This window comes from Salmonirosea aquatica (assembly GCF_009296315.1).
Taxonomy (GTDB): domain Bacteria; phylum Bacteroidota; class Bacteroidia; order Cytophagales; family Spirosomataceae; genus Salmonirosea; species Salmonirosea aquatica.
Genome location: NZ_WHLY01000002.1, coordinates 3,850,360 through 3,868,080, shown reverse-complemented (window position 1 = coordinate 3,868,080; position 17,721 = coordinate 3,850,360). Strand labels below are relative to the sequence as shown.

Annotated in this window: 17 protein-coding genes and 1 pseudogene; 9 read left to right on the top strand and 9 right to left on the bottom strand. The window is 50.6% G+C overall.

What is annotated here, in order from left to right; genetic code table 11:
- Positions 1-55: 55 nt before the first annotated feature.
- The 3 genes from GBK04_RS17080 (at position 56) to GBK04_RS17070 (ending at position 2,352) form a co-directional block, all read left to right on the top strand.
- Positions 56-532, top strand: coding sequence for a Rid family hydrolase (locus GBK04_RS17080; RefSeq protein WP_152761717.1), 477 nt, complete (start codon positions 56-58; stop codon positions 530-532).
- A 112-nt stretch (positions 533-644) separates the two neighbouring features.
- Positions 645-974 carry a DMT family protein gene (locus GBK04_RS17075; RefSeq protein ID WP_152761715.1) on the top strand — a complete coding sequence of 110 codons (330 nt, stop codon included), beginning with the start codon at positions 645-647 and terminating at the stop codon, positions 972-974.
- Between the two features lie 100 nt (positions 975-1,074).
- Entirely contained in the window at positions 1,075-2,352 is a 1,278-nt protein-coding gene (locus GBK04_RS17070) for an MFS transporter (RefSeq protein ID WP_152761713.1), read from the top strand.
- 89 nt (positions 2,353-2,441) lie between these two features.
- Here GBK04_RS17070 and GBK04_RS17065 read toward each other — a convergent pair whose 3' ends face one another.
- A complete protein-coding gene (locus tag GBK04_RS17065; protein WP_373331063.1) occupies positions 2,442-2,921 on the bottom strand; it encodes a vitamin K epoxide reductase family protein in 480 nt (159 codons plus the stop codon).
- Positions 2,922-3,010: 89 nt separating this feature from the next.
- Positions 3,011-5,224, bottom strand: coding sequence for a T9SS type A sorting domain-containing protein (locus GBK04_RS17060; protein ID WP_152761711.1), 2,214 nt, complete (start codon positions 5,222-5,224; stop codon positions 3,011-3,013).
- 150 nt (positions 5,225-5,374) lie between these two features.
- Here GBK04_RS17060 and GBK04_RS17055 point away from each other — a divergent pair, with 150 nt between their 5' ends.
- Together GBK04_RS17055 and GBK04_RS17050 are read left to right on the top strand one after the other, a co-directional pair.
- Positions 5,375-6,676 (top strand): UDP-N-acetylmuramoyl-tripeptide--D-alanyl-D-alanine ligase, encoded by a 1,302-nt coding sequence (locus GBK04_RS17055; RefSeq protein ID WP_152766191.1) that lies wholly within the window; start codon positions 5,375-5,377, stop codon positions 6,674-6,676.
- A gap of 81 nt (positions 6,677-6,757) precedes the next feature.
- A complete protein-coding gene (locus GBK04_RS17050) occupies positions 6,758-7,057 on the top strand; it encodes a hypothetical protein (RefSeq protein WP_152761709.1) in 300 nt (99 codons plus the stop codon).
- Positions 7,058-7,129: 72 nt separating this feature from the next.
- On the opposite strand, the gene metK is transcribed toward GBK04_RS17050, so the two are convergent.
- The 4 genes and pseudogenes from metK to GBK04_RS17030 all read right to left on the bottom strand — a co-directional run bounded on the left by metK (position 7,130) and on the right by GBK04_RS17030 (position 11,920).
- Entirely contained in the window at positions 7,130-8,410 is a 1,281-nt protein-coding gene (metK, locus tag GBK04_RS17045) for a methionine adenosyltransferase (RefSeq protein WP_152761707.1), read from the bottom strand.
- A gap of 433 nt (positions 8,411-8,843) precedes the next feature.
- Positions 8,844-10,001, bottom strand: a complete 1,158-nt coding sequence (locus GBK04_RS17040; protein ID WP_152761705.1) for a lycopene cyclase family protein — start codon at positions 9,999-10,001, stop codon at positions 8,844-8,846.
- A 150-nt stretch (positions 10,002-10,151) separates the two neighbouring features.
- Positions 10,152-11,029, bottom strand: a pseudogene (gene lipA, locus GBK04_RS17035) (lipoyl synthase).
- Positions 11,030-11,161: 132 nt separating this feature from the next.
- A complete protein-coding gene (locus GBK04_RS17030; protein ID WP_152761703.1) occupies positions 11,162-11,920 on the bottom strand; it encodes a hypothetical protein in 759 nt (252 codons plus the stop codon).
- Between the two features lie 129 nt (positions 11,921-12,049).
- Between GBK04_RS17030 and GBK04_RS17025 the strand changes: the two genes are divergently transcribed.
- On the top strand, positions 12,050-12,478 hold the full coding sequence (locus GBK04_RS17025) for an OsmC family protein (RefSeq protein ID WP_152761701.1): 429 nt from the start codon (positions 12,050-12,052) through the stop codon (positions 12,476-12,478).
- 61 nt (positions 12,479-12,539) lie between these two features.
- Here GBK04_RS17025 and ytxJ read toward each other — a convergent pair whose 3' ends face one another.
- Positions 12,540-12,893 (bottom strand): bacillithiol system redox-active protein YtxJ, encoded by a 354-nt coding sequence (gene ytxJ, locus GBK04_RS17020; protein ID WP_152761700.1) that lies wholly within the window; start codon positions 12,891-12,893, stop codon positions 12,540-12,542.
- Between the two features lie 194 nt (positions 12,894-13,087).
- Positions 13,088-13,420: a phosphoribosylpyrophosphate synthetase gene (locus tag GBK04_RS17015; RefSeq protein ID WP_152761698.1), complete on the bottom strand. Its 333-nt coding sequence runs from the start codon at positions 13,418-13,420 to the stop codon at positions 13,088-13,090.
- Between the two features lie 69 nt (positions 13,421-13,489).
- Here GBK04_RS17015 and GBK04_RS17010 point away from each other — a divergent pair, with 69 nt between their 5' ends.
- Entirely contained in the window at positions 13,490-14,773 is a 1,284-nt protein-coding gene (locus GBK04_RS17010; protein WP_373331062.1) for a 3-deoxy-D-manno-octulosonic acid transferase, read from the top strand.
- A gap of 24 nt (positions 14,774-14,797) precedes the next feature.
- Here GBK04_RS17010 and GBK04_RS17005 read toward each other — a convergent pair whose 3' ends face one another.
- Entirely contained in the window at positions 14,798-15,985 is a 1,188-nt protein-coding gene (locus tag GBK04_RS17005) for an ROK family protein (protein ID WP_152761696.1), read from the bottom strand.
- Positions 15,986-16,255: 270 nt separating this feature from the next.
- Here GBK04_RS17005 and rsgA point away from each other — a divergent pair, with 270 nt between their 5' ends.
- Both rsgA and mce read left to right on the top strand, forming a co-directional pair.
- A complete protein-coding gene (gene rsgA, locus GBK04_RS17000; RefSeq protein WP_373331061.1) occupies positions 16,256-17,185 on the top strand; it encodes a ribosome small subunit-dependent GTPase A in 930 nt (309 codons plus the stop codon).
- A gap of 109 nt (positions 17,186-17,294) precedes the next feature.
- The gene (mce, locus tag GBK04_RS16995; RefSeq protein ID WP_152761694.1) at positions 17,295-17,708 is read left to right on the top strand and encodes a methylmalonyl-CoA epimerase; all 414 of its coding nucleotides are present in this window, start codon (positions 17,295-17,297) and stop codon (positions 17,706-17,708) included.
- Positions 17,709-17,721 lie beyond the last annotated feature (13 nt).

Here is a 17,721-nt window from a genome sequence, read left to right as displayed (position 1 = left end):
TTAATAAGTTAATTTGTACAATTATTCATTTTTAAAATACTAATCTACCAAATCTATGCGTCTCCTCCTTACTTTTCTTTTTGTCTTGACTGGATTCCTTGCTCAGGCGCAAGTCGTGGAATTTTATGGATCTCCGGCTTCCGTCATTTCGTCGGGAGCCATTATTCCCGAAGGCAAAAAAATGCTGTGGACGAGTGGCTCTACCGGCAGCATAGCCGATAGCACAGCGCGGGCAGGTACCCGGGAGCAATTTGGCGATACCAAAACGCAGGCGTTGAGTATTCTGGCCAATTTTCAGAAAACGCTTACCGAAAAAGGGTTGAGCCTGAAAGATGTGCTCATGCTGCGGGTGTACCTGGCCCCCGACAAAAGCACGGGAAAGCATGACTATCAAGGCTGGTACGATGCCTACGCGCAGTATTTTGGCACGGCCACCAATCCTACCAAGCCCATTCGATCCACGATCGGCATCGCGGGCCTGGCCAACACGGATAAGTTTATTGAAATAGAACTGGTAGCGGTATATCCCTAGCTAGGTACCCCAAATAATGAGCAGGGAATTGACCAACGGGATTCTGGGATTTTAGCTAGATTTCGGACTTTTTCATCACGGTTTTCAACTCCTTATTTCGAGGTACCCTGCCATGCGTACGATCCTGCTCCTTTTCCTATCCAACCTGTTCATGACGACGGCTTGGTACTGGCACCTTAAGTACCGGGAAACTGACTTGTGGAAAGTCATTCTCATCAGTTGGCTCATCGCCTTGGTCGAGTACTGTCTGGCGGTACCTGCCAACCGGATCGGCTCGTACCAGTTCAATGCCTTTCAGCTGAAAACGATTCAGGAGGTGGTCAGCCTTGCGGTATTTGTGGGTTTTGCCGCCTTTTACCTCAAAGAGCCCATCCGCTGGAATTACCTAGTGGGGTTTGTGCTGATTGTGCTGGCGGTCTTTTTCATTTTCAAGAAATGGTAGCCCTGGGCGTGACGACCTCTCACGGCAAATAAGCGTTCGTTATTTCCCAAAATCCTGCTTATTTTTCCCAATCCATAATTCGTCTTCTTCTCCTCCCTCCATGCTCTACCGCTACCGCGTCCTGATTTTTCTTTTCTCACTTTCCATGATCACTTACCTCGACCGGGTGTGTATTTCGGTGGTAGGTAAGCGCATGAAGGACGACCTTAACCTGACCAATGAGCAGTTTGGATGGGTACTGGGGGCATTTTCGCTGGCCTACGCCCTTTTCGAGATGCCCACCGGTGCTTTGGGTGATCGCCTCGGACCTCGACGGGTACTGCTCCGCGTAGTGCTGTGGTGGTCGTTGTTCACGGCCCTGACAGGAGTAGCCTCGGGGCTCATCGCGCTCATTGTCATTCGGTTTCTGTTCGGCATGGGTGAAGCGGGTGCCTACCCCAATAGCTCGATCGTGATTGCCCGCTGGTTTCCGGCGGTCGAAACGGGCCGGGCGCAAGCCTTCATCTGGGGTGCCGGACGGTTGGGTGGTGCGTTGGCACCTCTTGTCATGGTACCCCTGGCCGCCAACGCGGGTTGGCGGGCGTCGTTCTGGGCGATGGGGCTGGTGGGGGTGGTGTGGGCAGCGGCCTGGTACTGGTGGTTCCGCGATTTTCCTAGAGAAAAGAAAGGTATCACCGAAAAAGAACTCACCTACATTCAGGAAAGTCGCCGGTTTCGTCCGCAAGCTCATGGTTTGGCATGGGGCGCGCTACTCCGCAGCCGTAACCTGTGGGCGCTGGTAATCATGTTCCATTTCTACATGTACGGAGCGTACTTCTTTTACAGCTGGATGCCCATCTATTTGCAGGAAGGCCGTCATTTTTCCGAATCTGAAATGCAGCTTTTTTCTACGCTGCCCTTCCTTTCGGGAGCCGTAGGGTGCTTCACGGGCGGCTTTCTGAGCGACTGGCTGGTCAAGCGGTATGGTCTGCGCATCGGCCGCGCCAGTGTGGGACTGGTGGGCATGGGGCTCTCAAGCGTGGTGATGTGGACTTCGGCTTTGACGAGCGATAACGTCACGGCGGCCTACCTACTTTCGGCCGGCATGTTGTTCAAGGATTTGACGCTACCCGTTTCTTTCGCGGTCTGTGTGGATATTGGCAAGAACCGCGCCGGCACGGTATCGGGTACCATGAACATGATTGGGCAGCTAGGCGGATTCTTTCTGGCAGTTTTCTTTGGTAAAATCGTAGACTGGGCAGGCGACTACAATTACCCACTCTACATCATAGGTACCCTACTCGGGATCAGCAGCTTGCTGTGGCTGGTGATCGATCCTACGGAAGAGCTGACGTGGAAGGTGGCTCCGGCCAATGACCCGGGACTGCTGGACGGGTAGGTATTGAATCAATGCGGTTCTTCCATGAAAATTTGCAATTCATGAATTGCAAATCCAAGCATCAAAATTGAAGCTAGATACTATTATTACTACCGCTTGCACCTATACAAATCGTACAAAGGTTTTAGGGCCGCAAAATTGATCATGGCACCCGCCACGCAGTACATGCATACCTTTTTCTGCACGGTGATCATCTTGTAGAGGTAATGCGCCCCGCCAAAGGCCTGGCCGAGTACGATTCCCCCCAACAGCAGATCGAAGAATTTGGTGTATTTACCTCCCCGGTTTCCAGCCGTAGCCACCAAAATCGTAGCGGCATACGCCATCAGGCTAATGGGCGCATCGGGAATTCCCAGAAGCTCGGCATCTTGGGACGAATTGACACGATCAGAATCAAATACCTTGGCGGGTAAGTCGGGCAAATGTTTGATATAACCCAGCTGGAATAGTGAAATCACGCTGAAATCGACGAGTCCGGCGGCGGCCAGAGCCGCGATCCGGCGACGGCTTACGACGGCCTTACTGTCGTCAGCGCGCATTTTGTCAATGACTGAAATATTTTGGGGCATAGGGCTTAAAAAATTTGAGTGAATCAGTACCTATCACTACTCAAACTTTAAATTGGTATGCCAGAAGAATTTATTAAGGTACCTCTCCCCTATTTTACCACAATTTTCTTTACTTCCTGTCGATCGGTATAGCGTACCCGCAACACATATAGTCCCGGAGTCCAGCGCGCCGTAGACAGCGTCTTTTCAGCATCGGCGGTGAGTGTGATATTTTCCTGCAAGATTTGTCCACTGATCGATATTATATCCAGCAATCCATTCAGCGGACTTCGCACATGCAGGTACCCCTCCGCCGGATTGGGGTAGACGATGAAAGTGGAATGCGGGACAGGTTCTACCGCAGTAATGGTAACGGGTAGCACATTCGTCAGCAGTCGTATGCCACCGCCATAGGTACCTACAGCTACGTCGGGCTTGCCGTCTCCCGTGTAGTCGGCGACGGTCGCCTGAAGGTAGGCCCCCAGCCTGGGCGCAGTAGCTCCGTTGCCAGCCTCCACCAGCAAACTATCGCGGCGACTCCACTGCCCCCAGGTACCGGTATGGAAAATCCGTACCATACCCGTTTGGTCGGCCGTGAGTAGGTCGGGCTGGCCGTCGAGGTTAATGTCCGCAACTGCCACACTGACGAAGCGGCCCGCAAAGTTGGTACCTACCCCGGCCAAGTTTTCGGTTTGAAGCTGGTAGGCGGGCTGTTTGGCCGTACCCGTGTTCAGGTAGTGTACGATATTACCTTGTGCCTTACCGACAAGTAAATCCAGATCGCCATCCTGATCGGTATCGTAAAAATAAGGGATATCACTTGCCTGTGCTCCAGGCAATGTAATAGTAATAGCCTCATTCACAGACAACTGAACGGCCTGGCCTCGAGCGGCGCGATTGGGTAGATAGCGGTATTCGATCCCCTGAAACGAGACACCTGAAAAACCCAAGTCAGGTACCCCATCACCGTTGAAGTCGGCCCATTGGGGCTTGATGTGAGTAAGCTGAAATGTTTCCGACAGTTTAAGGTACTCTTCGCCTACCCAGTCAAAACGGGGCGTTTTGGCATCGCCTGTATTTCTAAACAATTGTAAGCTACCCCGGAAACCCGTTTCGCCCCGAACGCCCCCCGTACCTACCAGCATATCCTGGTCGCCGTCACCGTCCACGTCAAAAAAGGCAGGAGCGGCATTTTCGCCAATGTCGATCATCTGATCCTGCAAAAAGTTTTTCTGCCTGAGCTCGAAGGTAGGATTGCTGTCCGTGCCGGCGTTGTGGTAGTACCAGGTGGATGCCTGGAAGTCCATCAGGTTGCCCTCATTGGCATACACATTGGGTGCCGCCAGCAAATCCTTTACGCCATCGAAGTCGACATCCTCGGAATAAACGGCCGGAAAAATGGTGAAATTAACGGGATTCTGAGCGGGATAATTCACATCGAAGCTCGTGAAATCAGCCACCCGGTTGGTACCCGTATTGACCAGCCGCGCCACGTTGTCGCAGGTGACGTGGCCCATGAGCATATCCTTTTTGCCGTCGCCGTTGAGGTCCTGGATCAGTATGGCGTTTCCGGCGTGCAGAATGCGGCCATTGGAGGTACCTCCACCCACGTTTTCGACCGCCCCGCAGTCGACTCCCAATTTAAAATCGTTGCAGTGTTCCTTGACGAAATTTCCCCAACACAGGCCGTTCCGGATGAATTCGAGACTATCGGGTACCCCATAGCGTTCCATGCTCATGTTCTGGTGCATTTCCACGAAATTCCCCAATATCTCGTAGGTGATGATATCCAGGTCGCCGTCGTTGTCTACGTCGGTCAGGGCGGGAATGTCCGTAGCTACTACCAATAAATTGATCGGTCCCGAAAAACCCACCGAGTTCAGTAGCGGTTTGAATAGCTTCCACGACCAGGTACTGCCATTCTGTATTTTTTTATACACTTTGACGCCCTGTGGCGTGTGGGTGAAGAGGTCTTTGCGTCCGTCTTTATCATAATCCACGAGCAGCATCCAGTTTTCCATCGGCGGAAAAAGGGCTTCGTAAGCCGGCGCGTGTCGGTAAGTTTTAGTAGCGGCGTTGCCCAGAAAAGTCGTGACCCGATTGGTGGTGCGGTCAAAGGCGACGAGGTCGTCGGTACCGTCTCCATCCAGGTCCATCGTCGAGAACTGCCCGGCGTTCAGGCCACCCGCCCAGGGGTTAAGCAGGTTTTTTCCCGCACGCGTGACAGTAGCGGTAGTATCCAGTCGGAACCAGGCCTGCTGGGCCACCGTTGAATTGGTAAGTAGGCTTAACCCCAGGAAGTATAGGTAGACAATGCGTTTCATTGAGGATAATTTCGCCTAATTTTGTTGGGGAAAGCGATTAAACCCGTATGGTTTTTGAAAACGGCCCGGCGCTCCGGTTGATGGGTTTTGGATTGCCCTACTTACCTAAACGCAAAGCCTCCGCCGATTGTCATAAAAAGATTAAAAATGATGGAAATAACACCCGAAGCACTCTATAAAATTTATTTGAGAAATCCTACTATCAGCACCGATACGCGGAAAATTGAAGCGGGAAGTCTGTTTTTTGCCCTAAAAGGAGAGAAATTCGATGGCAATGCCTTCGCCAAAAATGCCCTGGAAAATGGCGCATCCTACGCAGTAGTAGACGACCCCGCGGTAGTGGAAGACAAGCGGTTTCTGCTAGTTGAAGACGTACTTACTGCTCTGCAGAACCTGGCCAGACATCATCGCAGTACCTGGGAGATTCCGGTTATAGCCCTGACGGGCTCGAATGGAAAAACCACCACCAAGGAACTCATCGCGGCCGTATTGGCCAAGAAGTACCGTACCTACGCTACCCGGGGCAACCTCAACAACCATATTGGGGTACCCCTCACCATTCTGGCGGTAAATCCCCAACAGTACGACATGGTAGTGGTAGAAATGGGTGCCAACCATCAGGGGGAAATAGCCACACTGTGTACGATTGCCCAACCCACACACGGACTGATTACCAACATTGGCAAAGCGCATCTGGAAGGATTTGGCGGTCTGGCGGGGATCAAAAAAGGCAAGGGAGAATTGTATGCCTACCTGTCTAAGAAAAAGCGGGTTGTATTCGTCAACACGCAGAATGAGGTACTGATGGAAATGGTAAGCAAGAAACACTCGTTCGGCGAAATTGTATTCTACGGTTCCGAAAATTCGGCGGTGAATCCGACCTTACTCGAAGACGTACCCTTTGTGACGTACGAAAATCAGGAAAAGCAGGCCATTACCACCCACCTGCCCGGTCGGCACAATTTCGAGAATATCTGTGCGGCGTTGGCCATAGGCCATTACTTTGGGGTACCCGGCGACGACGCCCACCGGGCTATCTCGGAATACCAGCCCGACAACAACCGCTCGCAGGTATTCTACAAAGGGAGCAATACGATCACCCTCGATGCATATAACGCCAATCCCAGCTCGATGGAGGCGGCCATTGATCATTTGACCAAGAGCGTAGCTACCCGTAAAATGGTAATTCTGGGCGATATGCTCGAGCTGGGCCACGATGCCGAAGCCGAACACCGGGCGCTTGGCGAAATGCTGGCACAATGCAATTTTGATCTGGTAATCCTGACAGGGCCGCTTATGCAGCACGCTCTACCCGCGCTGCCCAAAGCCTACTATATCCCCGATAAATTTTCGCTGCACAACTGGCTCATGGATCATCCGCAGGACGATACCCATATTCTTATCAAAGGTTCGCGCGGCATGGGTCTGGAAAGCGTCGTGCAGTTTTTGTGAGGTAAATCTTAAAGAATAGCGTATTTTGGGAACGGTTCTACATGACCCTTCCTTTTTTTATTTCTAAACTCTACGACTTTTATGAAAAAAGAAATCACCCGTTTCGACGTGGGCTCCGTTGCCCTCATGGCCGGAACTGTCATGGCTGTGGTCAGCCTATTGTTCTGCCTTTTATTTTTCTCGGTGCTTTCTATGCCGTTCACCGGCAAGTCGTTAGGAGGCTACGAGCGCGGACTTGTTTTTGGAGGTGGTATCTTCTTTGTGATATTGGTACCTATTATATATGGCGTGGTAGGTATGATATCAGGTGCTTTATCTGCCGTTGTCTATAACTTCGTTGCGGGGCGCATTGGGGGTATAAAAATCTATATTCGCGAGTAAGGACGCATAAAAAAGGCCGGAGAATTGATCTACCGGCCTTTTTTGCAAATATCGAACGCTATACTATGACGCTTACAAGTCAAACGCTTCTTTGATCTTATCGACGTAATCTAGTTTCTCCCAGGTAAACAGTTCTACTTCTACCTCTTTTTCGGTACCATCGGCGCCTTTGAAGGTCTTCTTCACTACTTCATTGACCCGCCCCATGTGGCCATAGGCGGCCGTTTCGGAGTAAATAGGATTACGCAGTTTCAGACGCTCCTCGATGGCGTAGGGACGCATATCGAAGATTTCCTCGATTTTGCGGGCAATGGCCCCGTCGTTCAGATCCACTTTGGAGGTACCCTTGGTATCCACGAAAAGTCCGCAGGGCTTGGCTACCCCGATGGCGTACGAAACCTGCACCAGCACTTCGTCGCACAGGCCGGCAGCCACCATGTTTTTGGCGATGTGCCGCGTAGCGTAGGCCGCCGAGCGGTCTACTTTGGAAGGATCCTTGCCCGAGAAAGCACCACCACCATGGGCACCCTTGCCCCCGTAGGTATCCACAATAATCTTGCGGCCCGTCAGTCCCGTATCTCCGTGCGGTCCACCGATCACGAATTTGCCAGTAGGGTTGATGTAGTAGGTAATGTCGTCGGTAAATAGTTTCTGCAATTCCTCCGGCAGTGTGGCTTTTACCCGGGGAATGACAAAGGAAATAATATCGGACTTAATTTTCTCCAGCATATCCTGCTCGCTGGCAAAATCATCGTGCTGCGTCGACACCACAATGGTATCGATGCGCTGGGGTACGTTGTCGTCACCGTATTCGATCGTTACCTGCGATTTAGCGTCGGGCCGGAGGTAGGGGATCAGTTCGGGTTCGTTGTTGCGAATATGGGAAAGTTCTTTCAAAATGCTGTGCGCCATATCGAGCGCCAGCGGCATGTAGTTGCTGGTTTCGCGGGTAGCATAACCGAACATCATGCCCTGGTCACCGGCGCCCTGCGCGTTGGCCTTAGACTCAAAATCCTGACTTTCAGCCGCGCGATCTACGCCCTGGTTGATGTCGGCGCTCTGGTCGTGAATGGCGGATAAGATACCGCAGGAGTTGGCCTCGAACATATACTCGCTTTTGGTGTAGCCAATCTTGCGGATTACCTCCCGGGCAATTTTCTGCACATCCAGGTAGGTATTGGTTTTTACTTCACCAGCCAGCACTACCTGACCCGTAGTAACTAAGGTTTCGCAGGCCACCTTGCTACTGGGATCCCACGCCATGAAGTTGTCAATGAGGGCGTCCGAAATCTGATCGGCTACTTTGTCGGGGTGTCCTTCCGACACAGACTCCGAAGTGAATAAATAAGGCATAAATTAGTTGACAGTTGAAAATGGAAAGTGACTGGAACTGATACAGTGATACACTACATACTGGATTCGAACACTGGCTTTCAAAAGAAACCAGTTAGCTTGGGTCCAGAAAGTAAGGCGGGAGGATGAACTTTTTGGCTTTTAGAAAGAGAGGATGGCTACCATTCGGCTGCCAGTTCTTCCGTCAAACCCACATCGTTCCTGTACCACCGTGGTGTTCAGCCCGGTTGGCGCTTCCGCCGAAGCTTCTGGATGCAGATGCAAAATTGAATTTTTTTGAGAAATTAACCAAATTTTGAATCGTTGGCACTAGGCAAATAGATAACGGATTCATATAATCGCCTGTCAAACAACCAACTAGGCAAAACAAAATATTAATTTCGCAAGAAATAGCCGTACCTCTGTTTTCCTATTCTGTCCAATAGGATATAAGTCAGAACCGCTTCATCAGCGCATCAAACATTCCCAGGGTGAAAGCCCATAAAGGTACCGTAACCATAACCCGCAGATCGTCCAATAGCGAGGTATCTTCATCCATGAAAGCAAACAGCCGGGGCGTCGGATTACGCTGGTAGAGCCGGGTGAATATGTCCTTTCCCGAATGACGCTCTTTCAGCAGCACATTGAGCAACGTACTGTCGAGTAATCGTTTGAAGTTCTGCCGTATCGTCCGTTTGGGGTACAGTGGCTTCCCGGCCGTCAGTAGCTGGCTCACCAATTCCTGCGTGAAGCGTTGGGTACGGCTGAATGCGTAACCCGTGGAAGCCTTGACATAACCTCCCGAGGTACCGATCCGGATGACGTGATTCCGCTTGGAAGTTTTGGGGCGTTCATCAGTCATCGGAATCACACCAAACTCCTCATCCTCGATGTTAAAATCGGTAATTTTCAGGAAATCCCGTATATAGGTATGGAGTTCCCGACTGTATTCTTCGGGGAGCAGCAAGGTATCAGAAAAAACGGTGTATTCCACCAGCGCCCGGTTGGCAGAAATAGGTAAAACGTAGCCAAACCGTACTCCGATCCCCTCCTGCTCAACCCGGTAGTCCATCATGATAGGGCAGGTAGGATCAAAAGTGGCATTCGATGTGGTAATTTCCCAGCCCTTGAAATGCTGAAGGAGGTTATGCCGTTTCTCATTTTCGAGCGAAAGCGGCGTTATGCTGTCAAATACGTAGTCGGCAATGAACTGCCCGGAATCCGTAATCACAAATCCTCCGTCGGTTGTGTCGGTGAGGCGTTCGATGGTAGCAGTCAGAAAGGAGATGTTCGGATTAGAGGCAAGATCGGTGCGAACAAAATCATAGAAATCCAGTCCTTTGATCCATTTGTAAGTATACTCTCCCAAATCCAGTTTTTTCTCGAAACCGCCACCATAAAAATAAGCCTGTTGCCATTTGCGAAAGACTATGGCGTCGAAGGTACCCTGTCCCTCTTTTTCCCAAAAACACCAGGTTCTGTCATTTTTTTTCTTTTCGTCCTTCTCGATAATCAGGATACTCTTGTTGCGAAGTACTGACCGATTCATATAGTAGGCCAGGCTCAACCCGGCCAATCCGCCGCCCGCAATAATATAGTCGTAGCGTTTCATAGATGACCAATGGCTGGTGGATGGTGGCTATTGGCTTCCTGCAAACACTTGTGATCCATGGGATTAATCTACTGATTCAGAGAAAAAAAACCAAAAGCCCGCATCCTGTTACGGACATGGGCTTTCATTATAAAAAATCGAACCATCCACTCAGATAGGTACATTGACATGCCGCTCGGCGTGGTAGCTGGAGCGCACCAGCGGGCCTGATTCCACGTACTTCAAGCCCCGTTTCAGGCCTTCCTCACGGTACAGGTCGAACAGTTCGGGCGTGATCCACTCGATCACTTCATGGTGCATTTTGGTCGGCTGCAGGTACTGTCCGAGTGTCAGAATATCCAGACCATTCTCCACCAGATCGTCCATGGCCTTGAACACCTCTTCCCGGGTTTCTCCCAGTCCCAGCATGATGCCTGACTTTGTACGTTGACGGGCTTCCTTGGTACGGCGAATCTGTTCCAGGCTGCGGGCGTACTTAGCCTGCGGACGTACCCCCGGTATAGCCGTTCTACGGTTTCCATGTTGTGCGACACTACCTCCTGCCCGCCCTCGATCATACGCAGGAGAGCATCCCAGTTGTTTTTCACGTCGGGAATAAGCGTTTCAATCGTCGTGGCGGGGCTTTGCTCTTTCACTTGCCGTACCGTCTGGTACCATATTTCAGCTCCCCGGTCTTTCAGTTCATCGCGATTCACCGAAGTAATCACAGCATGCTTAACACCCATAAGCCGAATGGCTTCCGCTACACGCTTTGGTTCGTCGGTGTCATACTCATTGGGACGGCCGGTAGCTACGGCGCAGAAGCTACAACTCCGGGTACATACATTGCCCAGAATCATGAAGGTAGCCGTGCCGGCGCCCCAGCATTCGCCCATATTGGGACAGCTGCCGCTTTCGCATATCGTATGAAGTTTGTAGGTATCCACCAGTTGGCGTACCCGCAGGAAATCAGGACCGGCCGGCAGTTTTACGCGCAGCCAGTCGGGACGTTTTTTACGTTCGGAGGGTATTACAGGTAATTCTATCATAACAGAGCTATCGGCTTACAGGAATCAGCAGTCAGATTAAGGATGGCGATGCCACAATTCCTGCTTTCTATACTAACCACAAAAGTATTGAGAATGTAACAACTCAACCGCAAATCAGGGCCTTGACCTGATTTATTTCTTGTTACCAAAGTAAAGCGTCACGTACCCCGACGTGAAAAAACTACGGTTTTCAGCGGCGGGCATGATGATGATTTTCCGGGAGAATGCCTCGGCTAGAAAACCGATTTCTAGCCCCGTCATATTTTCACGAAAGGCGCTCAGCTCAAAGGTAAGGGCGGTTTTTAGGTGCAGTCCGGGGACGATTTTCACTTTATCAAAGCCCTGAAAAAAGCTACCCGAACCAATGATGAGCTCAGACTGAGCGTGCTTGATCGGATCATACGGCTCGGAAACAATTACGCCCGGACGAGTCTGAAACTGAACGATATAGGGTTTTTCCAAACCTATGGAGGGTCCTGCCGCCACAACGCCACTGATCGATATACCCTCGTCGGCATGACGGTTGAAGAACATAAGTTCACGGCCGTATTCGGGGCGGAGTACAAACAGATAATTCTGCTTGCCATAGGTAAAGCGCGAACCGGTCACGAAATTTTGGGAAGAGAGCTCCTTGGGGTGTTTGACATTGACTATCTCCAGAGCAAGGTAGCGGAACTGCTGCTTACCGAATAGGGTACCCGGCAGAGACTTGGAGTTCCGCAGGACAACCCCGCCCAAGATGCCTGAGTTGGTGTTGGTCGTAACGCCAATGGACGAAAGGGAGTTGTATTTTTCAATATCGGTATCCTGTTCCGTACGGCGTTGCGCCCAGGCCGGAGTGGTCAGTACGAACAGGAGCCCTGCCAGTAGCATGTAATCTTTACTTCTCATGATAAATTGGGGTGTTCCGAAAGCGTTCAGCAAGTGAAAATAGAGAATTTTATTCAATCGGATGTTCATTAACGTATCTCTTTAACGGTTTTTTATAAATTTATGTTCTTTTTTATTAACCACAATCCTATGCCAACTATAAAAACCGACTATTTAGGCGATTTACGTACCCAGGCTACGCACCTACAGTCTTCCACCCAAATTCTGACGGACGCACCTATCGATAACCAGGGTAAGGGAGAAGCCTTCTCTCCTACCGATCTGGTGGCGGGAGCCCTGGGAAGCTGCATGATGACGATCATGGGAATAGCCGCCCGCCGCGACGGCATCGACCTGAAAGGCTCGGAGATGGATATAACCAAGGGTATGTCCACTGATGCACCGCGCAGAATCTCGCGCATTGAAGTCCACTTAAACATGGTATCGGACACACCGCTTTCCCAGGAACAACAGGAACGCCTTGAGCGGGCCGCCTATACCTGCCCGGTAGCCCTTAGCCTCCACCCTGACATCGAGCAAGCAGTGTCCTTTTCGTGGGGCGTTGCCCAGGAAGCCTAAAAAAAGGGCCGGGTGAGGAAAGCTATTTTCCTCACCCGGCCCTTTTTTCTTTTTTCTGAATTTACTGGGCTTCGATACTTTCCAGTTGCTGGCTGATTTCGGCAAAGCTTATCTCGAAATGTGAAGCATCGTACACACATTCACCTTTCGATAGGAGCAGTACCTGGGGCGACTGATGAGGTACCCCAAATTCTGAGGCCACCCGGCCTGACAGGGTACGGTAGGCAATCAAATCGAGATAGTACGGTACCATATCACCGGCTTCTGCCTCATTCCAGCTTCTTTGTATACGGGCCAAAGCCGTGGAGCTGATTGAGCAGCGGGTACTGTGCTTAAAAATCATGACCGGATGTAGGTATGATTCTTGCCGGATAGTTTCCAGTTGTGCTTCATCCGTTAGGGGATTCCAATTCATATTTTGTTGATCTGTTAGTTTTTTTTTGTTTATCAGAAGGCTGGCCTACCATTTCTCAAAATGCCTCGAGCGGGAGGTACTGCTTTTTTCTTTGTTTCCTTTGGAAAAAGATAGCCTTGCCTTTTCCGGCCAATTCATCCAATAAACACATAAACATACAAACAGTTCACCGCAGCCTCTACCATACTATTGCATCACAGTTGCCGGGTATCCAGTTTTTGAATCATCTCAGCCGATAAAGTATCAGCATACACCCCGTATGCACTCACGAGATTGCCTTTCAAGCCACCCTTGGATTCGATGCCGTAAAGAATGGCGTTATCAGAAGGATTAGACGGTCCCTCAAACCGATGTACCTCCACAATTTCGAATTCGCTTGGGGACAGATGAATCACTTCTCCGTCGACACTACTTTGTAATCCATTGGAAACCATATTAAAATCATAGAGGTACCCCCGTTCTTTGAGGTCTTCCAGTGCCTCGGTCAGGGTTTCGAATCCGGCGGGTTCATTTGGTTGCGCTTTCATAGTTCCAGTTGTTTTGACTGCTGTTTAATAGTAGATTGACTAATTTTGTAAAAACTTTCCGTACGTTCCTTGTCTGCTTTCCTGTATAATATCTTCATTCGGGGCTTCGCCTTTTTCATGCGTCTGGCCTCTTTTTTCCATCCCAAAGCCCGTCAGTGGATAAATGGTCGCCACAACCTGATGGAACGTCTGCACACCGAATTGCCGGCTTTGATCGATGGGCGCCCGGTGGCGTGGTTTCATGCAGCTTCATTGGGCGAATTTGAGCAGGGGCGGCCGGTAATCGAAGCTTTCCGCAGTCGACATCCCGACTATTTTATTTTCTTAACTTTCTTTTCCCCCTCAGGGTATGAGGTACGAAAAAACTATGCCCAAGCCGATTACATTTCCTACCTACCCAACGATACACCCACCAACGCACGGCGTTTGGTGCAGTTGCTTCGGCCGCGTCTGGTCTTTTTTATCAAGTACGAATTCTGGTACAATTACCTCCACGCACTTCAACCTTCCGGGGCTATCATCCTTTCCTTTTCGACTTTATTCCTGCCTCACTATCTGTTTTTCAAGCCGTATGGTGGTTTCTACCGACAGCTTCTGAACTGCTTCGATCACATTCTGGTGCAGAATGAAGCATCCGCCGCCTTGCTTCGAGGCATTGGCTACGAAAAGGTAACCGTGGCCGGTGATACCCGTTTTGACCGGGTACAGCAAATCGCCGATAGTACCCGAACCCTACCCGAAATCGCGAGTTTCGTGCAGGATGGGCCTTGCCTGATCGTGGGTTCGGCCTGGGAAGCCGACCGGGCAGTTATCGTTCCGGCTCTCAATCAGCTAAAAACGCCCCTTAAAGTCATTATAGCGCCCCACGAAATTCAGGAAACGGAACTGGCCCGCTGGGAGCAGACACTGGCTGGAAAAACCCTGCGTTACTCAGCTTACCAGGCTGCCGGCTTTGCGGCCCATTCATCCCCAGCCGCTCAGTACCTGCTCATTGACAATGTAGGCATGTTATCGTCACTGTACCGCTACGGGCAGGTAGCTTACATCGGGGGCGGATTCGGCGCGGGACTTCACAATATCCTGGAAGCAGCGACTTTTGGCCTGCCTGTTCTGTTTGGAAATCGGAGTTTTTATAAATTTCAGGAGGCCGTCGATCTTGTGGCCCAGGGAGGCGCCTGGGCGGTGGCCGATACGAATGAATTTCAGCGAAAACTGGAAGATTTGCTAAAAGATCCCCTCCTACGTACCTCCCGGGGCCATGTGGGCCGTAGGTATGTGCAGGAGCATACCGGCGCGACCGAGGCCGTGATCCGGCGCGTAGAGCAACAGCTGGCCGAGCAAGACGTTAGCTAAATTCTTCTCCTACAAGGTACTCGATCAGATGGGCTTGTACCCCCACAGGCGTGCCTTACTGCCCAATTCGGATATTCGGATGGAGAGGGAGTTCTTGAAATCCGATAGACAATACTTTTGAATGGCCTGCTCTACCGGATTAGAAATAAAGGGGCCGGCTTCAGCCAGAATCCCCGTTACAATTACGATTTCGGGATTGAATAAATGGACCGCCGTAGCTATGCCTTTTCCCAGTTCCAGCCCCAGATTACTCAGCAGGTCGATGCAGAATTCGTCGCCGCTGTGGGCGGCCTTGATAATATGATGCGTGTCGAGGGATTCTCCATCCTGCAGCAGTTTAGGCAACATCGTTGCACGCCCCGTTTTCATCCCTTCTTTTGCCTGCCGGATGAGAGCCAAGCCCGACGTGATGGTATCGAGGCAGCCTATTTTACCACAATGGCATAATAGACCGTCCGGCTGCACCTGAATATGCCCTAGTTCGCCCGCAAAACCCGAAGCTCCGTTGAATACCTCTCCGTTAAGCAGTATCCCTAATCCTACCCCCCAGTCGATGTTGACGGTCAGCACGTGTTTCTTTCCACGGGCCAGCCCAAACCGATGTTCGCCCAAACTCGTGGCATGGGTATCGTTAATCAGTACGATCGGAAGCTGGAAATAGTCGCCCAGGTGTTCTGCCAACGATACTCCGGGTGAAGTCAGGTGCGGGTAGGTCTGGTTGGTACCTTTGGGAGCATTGATGAGTCCGGGCATGGATACACCTATACCCCATAGTTTTTCACGCCTTATATTTGAGACTTCCAGAAACTCATCCGTTTCTGCCAGCAGATTTTCCAGAAAATCCGGTGAATCTTCGAGTTTGAGGTTCACCTGCTTTTTAGCAATCAGGCCATTGGCCAGGTCGAAGGCTACCAGTTGGGTATCGTGGCGGTTTATGTCCAGAATAAGGGTGAAGTATTTCCGGGCATTCAGGCCATATAGTACGGGAGGACGCCCGGCGCGCGCCGGTCCGGTACCCGTTTCAGTGATCCATTCTTCCTTTATGAGGTCATTGACAATCCCCGTTGCCGATGGAATGCTGGCGTGGAACAGGCGGGCCATTTTATTGATGGAAGTCTGTCCTGATTGATAGAGTTCAAGGATCAGATTGCTTCTCAGGCGGTTTCTACGAATGTCAATGACTGAACTGACTTCTTCGGGAATAGAGGCCATAGTGGGTAAGGACGAGGATTTACTGATTTTCGGGTAGCGTAAAGATAAGGGAATTCGTTTTTTATTTTTAAAAATTATTAATAAACGGTCAAAGTGGAAGAAAGGAACCGTTTCCTGCTAAATATAGCGTGAAGAGAGCGATGTTTTCCTTTTTTCAAAAAATTAGCAAAATTACGGGGAGAAGTATACGGGTTTCGAAGTTTGTAAATGATCAATGATAAACTTATACTAACTTCGTAAGAAAGACAACAAACTAATCAACGAGACAATTTGGAACAGGGACTAGTGATGCGCTCCACCGGCTCGTGGTACGATGTGCGGGATCGCCGGGACGGGCACCTGTGGCAGTGCCGTCTGAAAGGCAAATTTAAGATTAAAGACTTGAAAGTCACCAATCCCATTGCGGTGGGCGACCATGTGGTTTTTGATGTGGAAGACAAAACAGAAAATACGGGCATTATCCTGGATATTCTTCCGCGGGAGAATTACCTGATCAGGCAATCAGTGCACAAAACTGCCCATGCACACCTGTTGGCCGCTAACGTGGATCAGGCGATCCTGGTGGTTACGCTGTTTTTTCCACGTACCTCGCTGGGCTTCATTGATCGTTTTCTGGTCACGGCCGAGTCGTTCCGCATTCCGGCGGTGCTGGTTTTTAACAAGCAGGATTTGCTGAGTGAGGACATGCTCGACTTCCAGCAGGAACTGATGGAGCTATATGAAAGCCTGGGTTATCGCTGTCTGGTCACTACGGCGGTCACGAACGAAGGTCTGGACCAGGTACGTGCGTTATTGGAAGGCAAAGTGTCGGTACTGTCGGGCCATTCGGGGGTAGGAAAATCGTCACTAATCAATGCCATCACACCTACCCTGGATCTTCGCACGAAGGAGGTTTCGACCTTTGCCAATAAAGGGGTACACACGACAACTTTTGCCGAGATGTTTGAGTTGGGACCGGATACCTACCTGGTCGATTCGCCGGGCATAAAAGAGCTGGGACTGGCAGAAACCGATCCTAGCGAAATCAGTCACTATTTTCCAGAAATGCGGGATTTACTGAATCAATGTCGCTACCACAACTGCCTGCATATTAACGAACCCGGCTGCGCCGTAAAGGAAGCCGTGCAGGAAGGTACCATCGCCATGAGCCGGTTTGACAGCTACCTCAGTATGGTGGGCGGGCAGGATAATCGGCGTTAAATTTTGGAGTGTGCGAGTCGTCTCGCTACAAACGGCTGTTAGAATTAATCATCTAGATTTCCTGGTTCCTCTACTTGTGGATTTCAAATACATAAACCCATAGACTCTTTTGCTAACCAACGTCGAACATATCGGAATTGCCGTCAAAAACCTTGCTGCGTCGGATGCGCTTTTTACCCAGCTTTTTAAGGTACCCCCCTACAAACACGAGGAGGTACCTGCTGAGGGCGTGACTACCTCCTTTTTCCAGATCAACCAAACCAAAATCGAACTGCTGGAAGCTACCCGGGACGACAGCCCGATTACTCGCTTCCTGGAAAAGAAGGGCGAGGGAATTCACCACATTGCGTTTGAGGTGGACGATATTGTGGCCGAAATGGAACGGTTAAAAAGCGAAGGTTTTATTCTTCTGAATGAAACTCCCAAACCCGGTGCTGATAACAAACTGGTGTGCTTCCTGCATCCGAAAGGTACCCATGGTGTGCTGGTGGAATTATGTCAAACCATGGAGAATGGACACTAGGCAGTAGATAAGG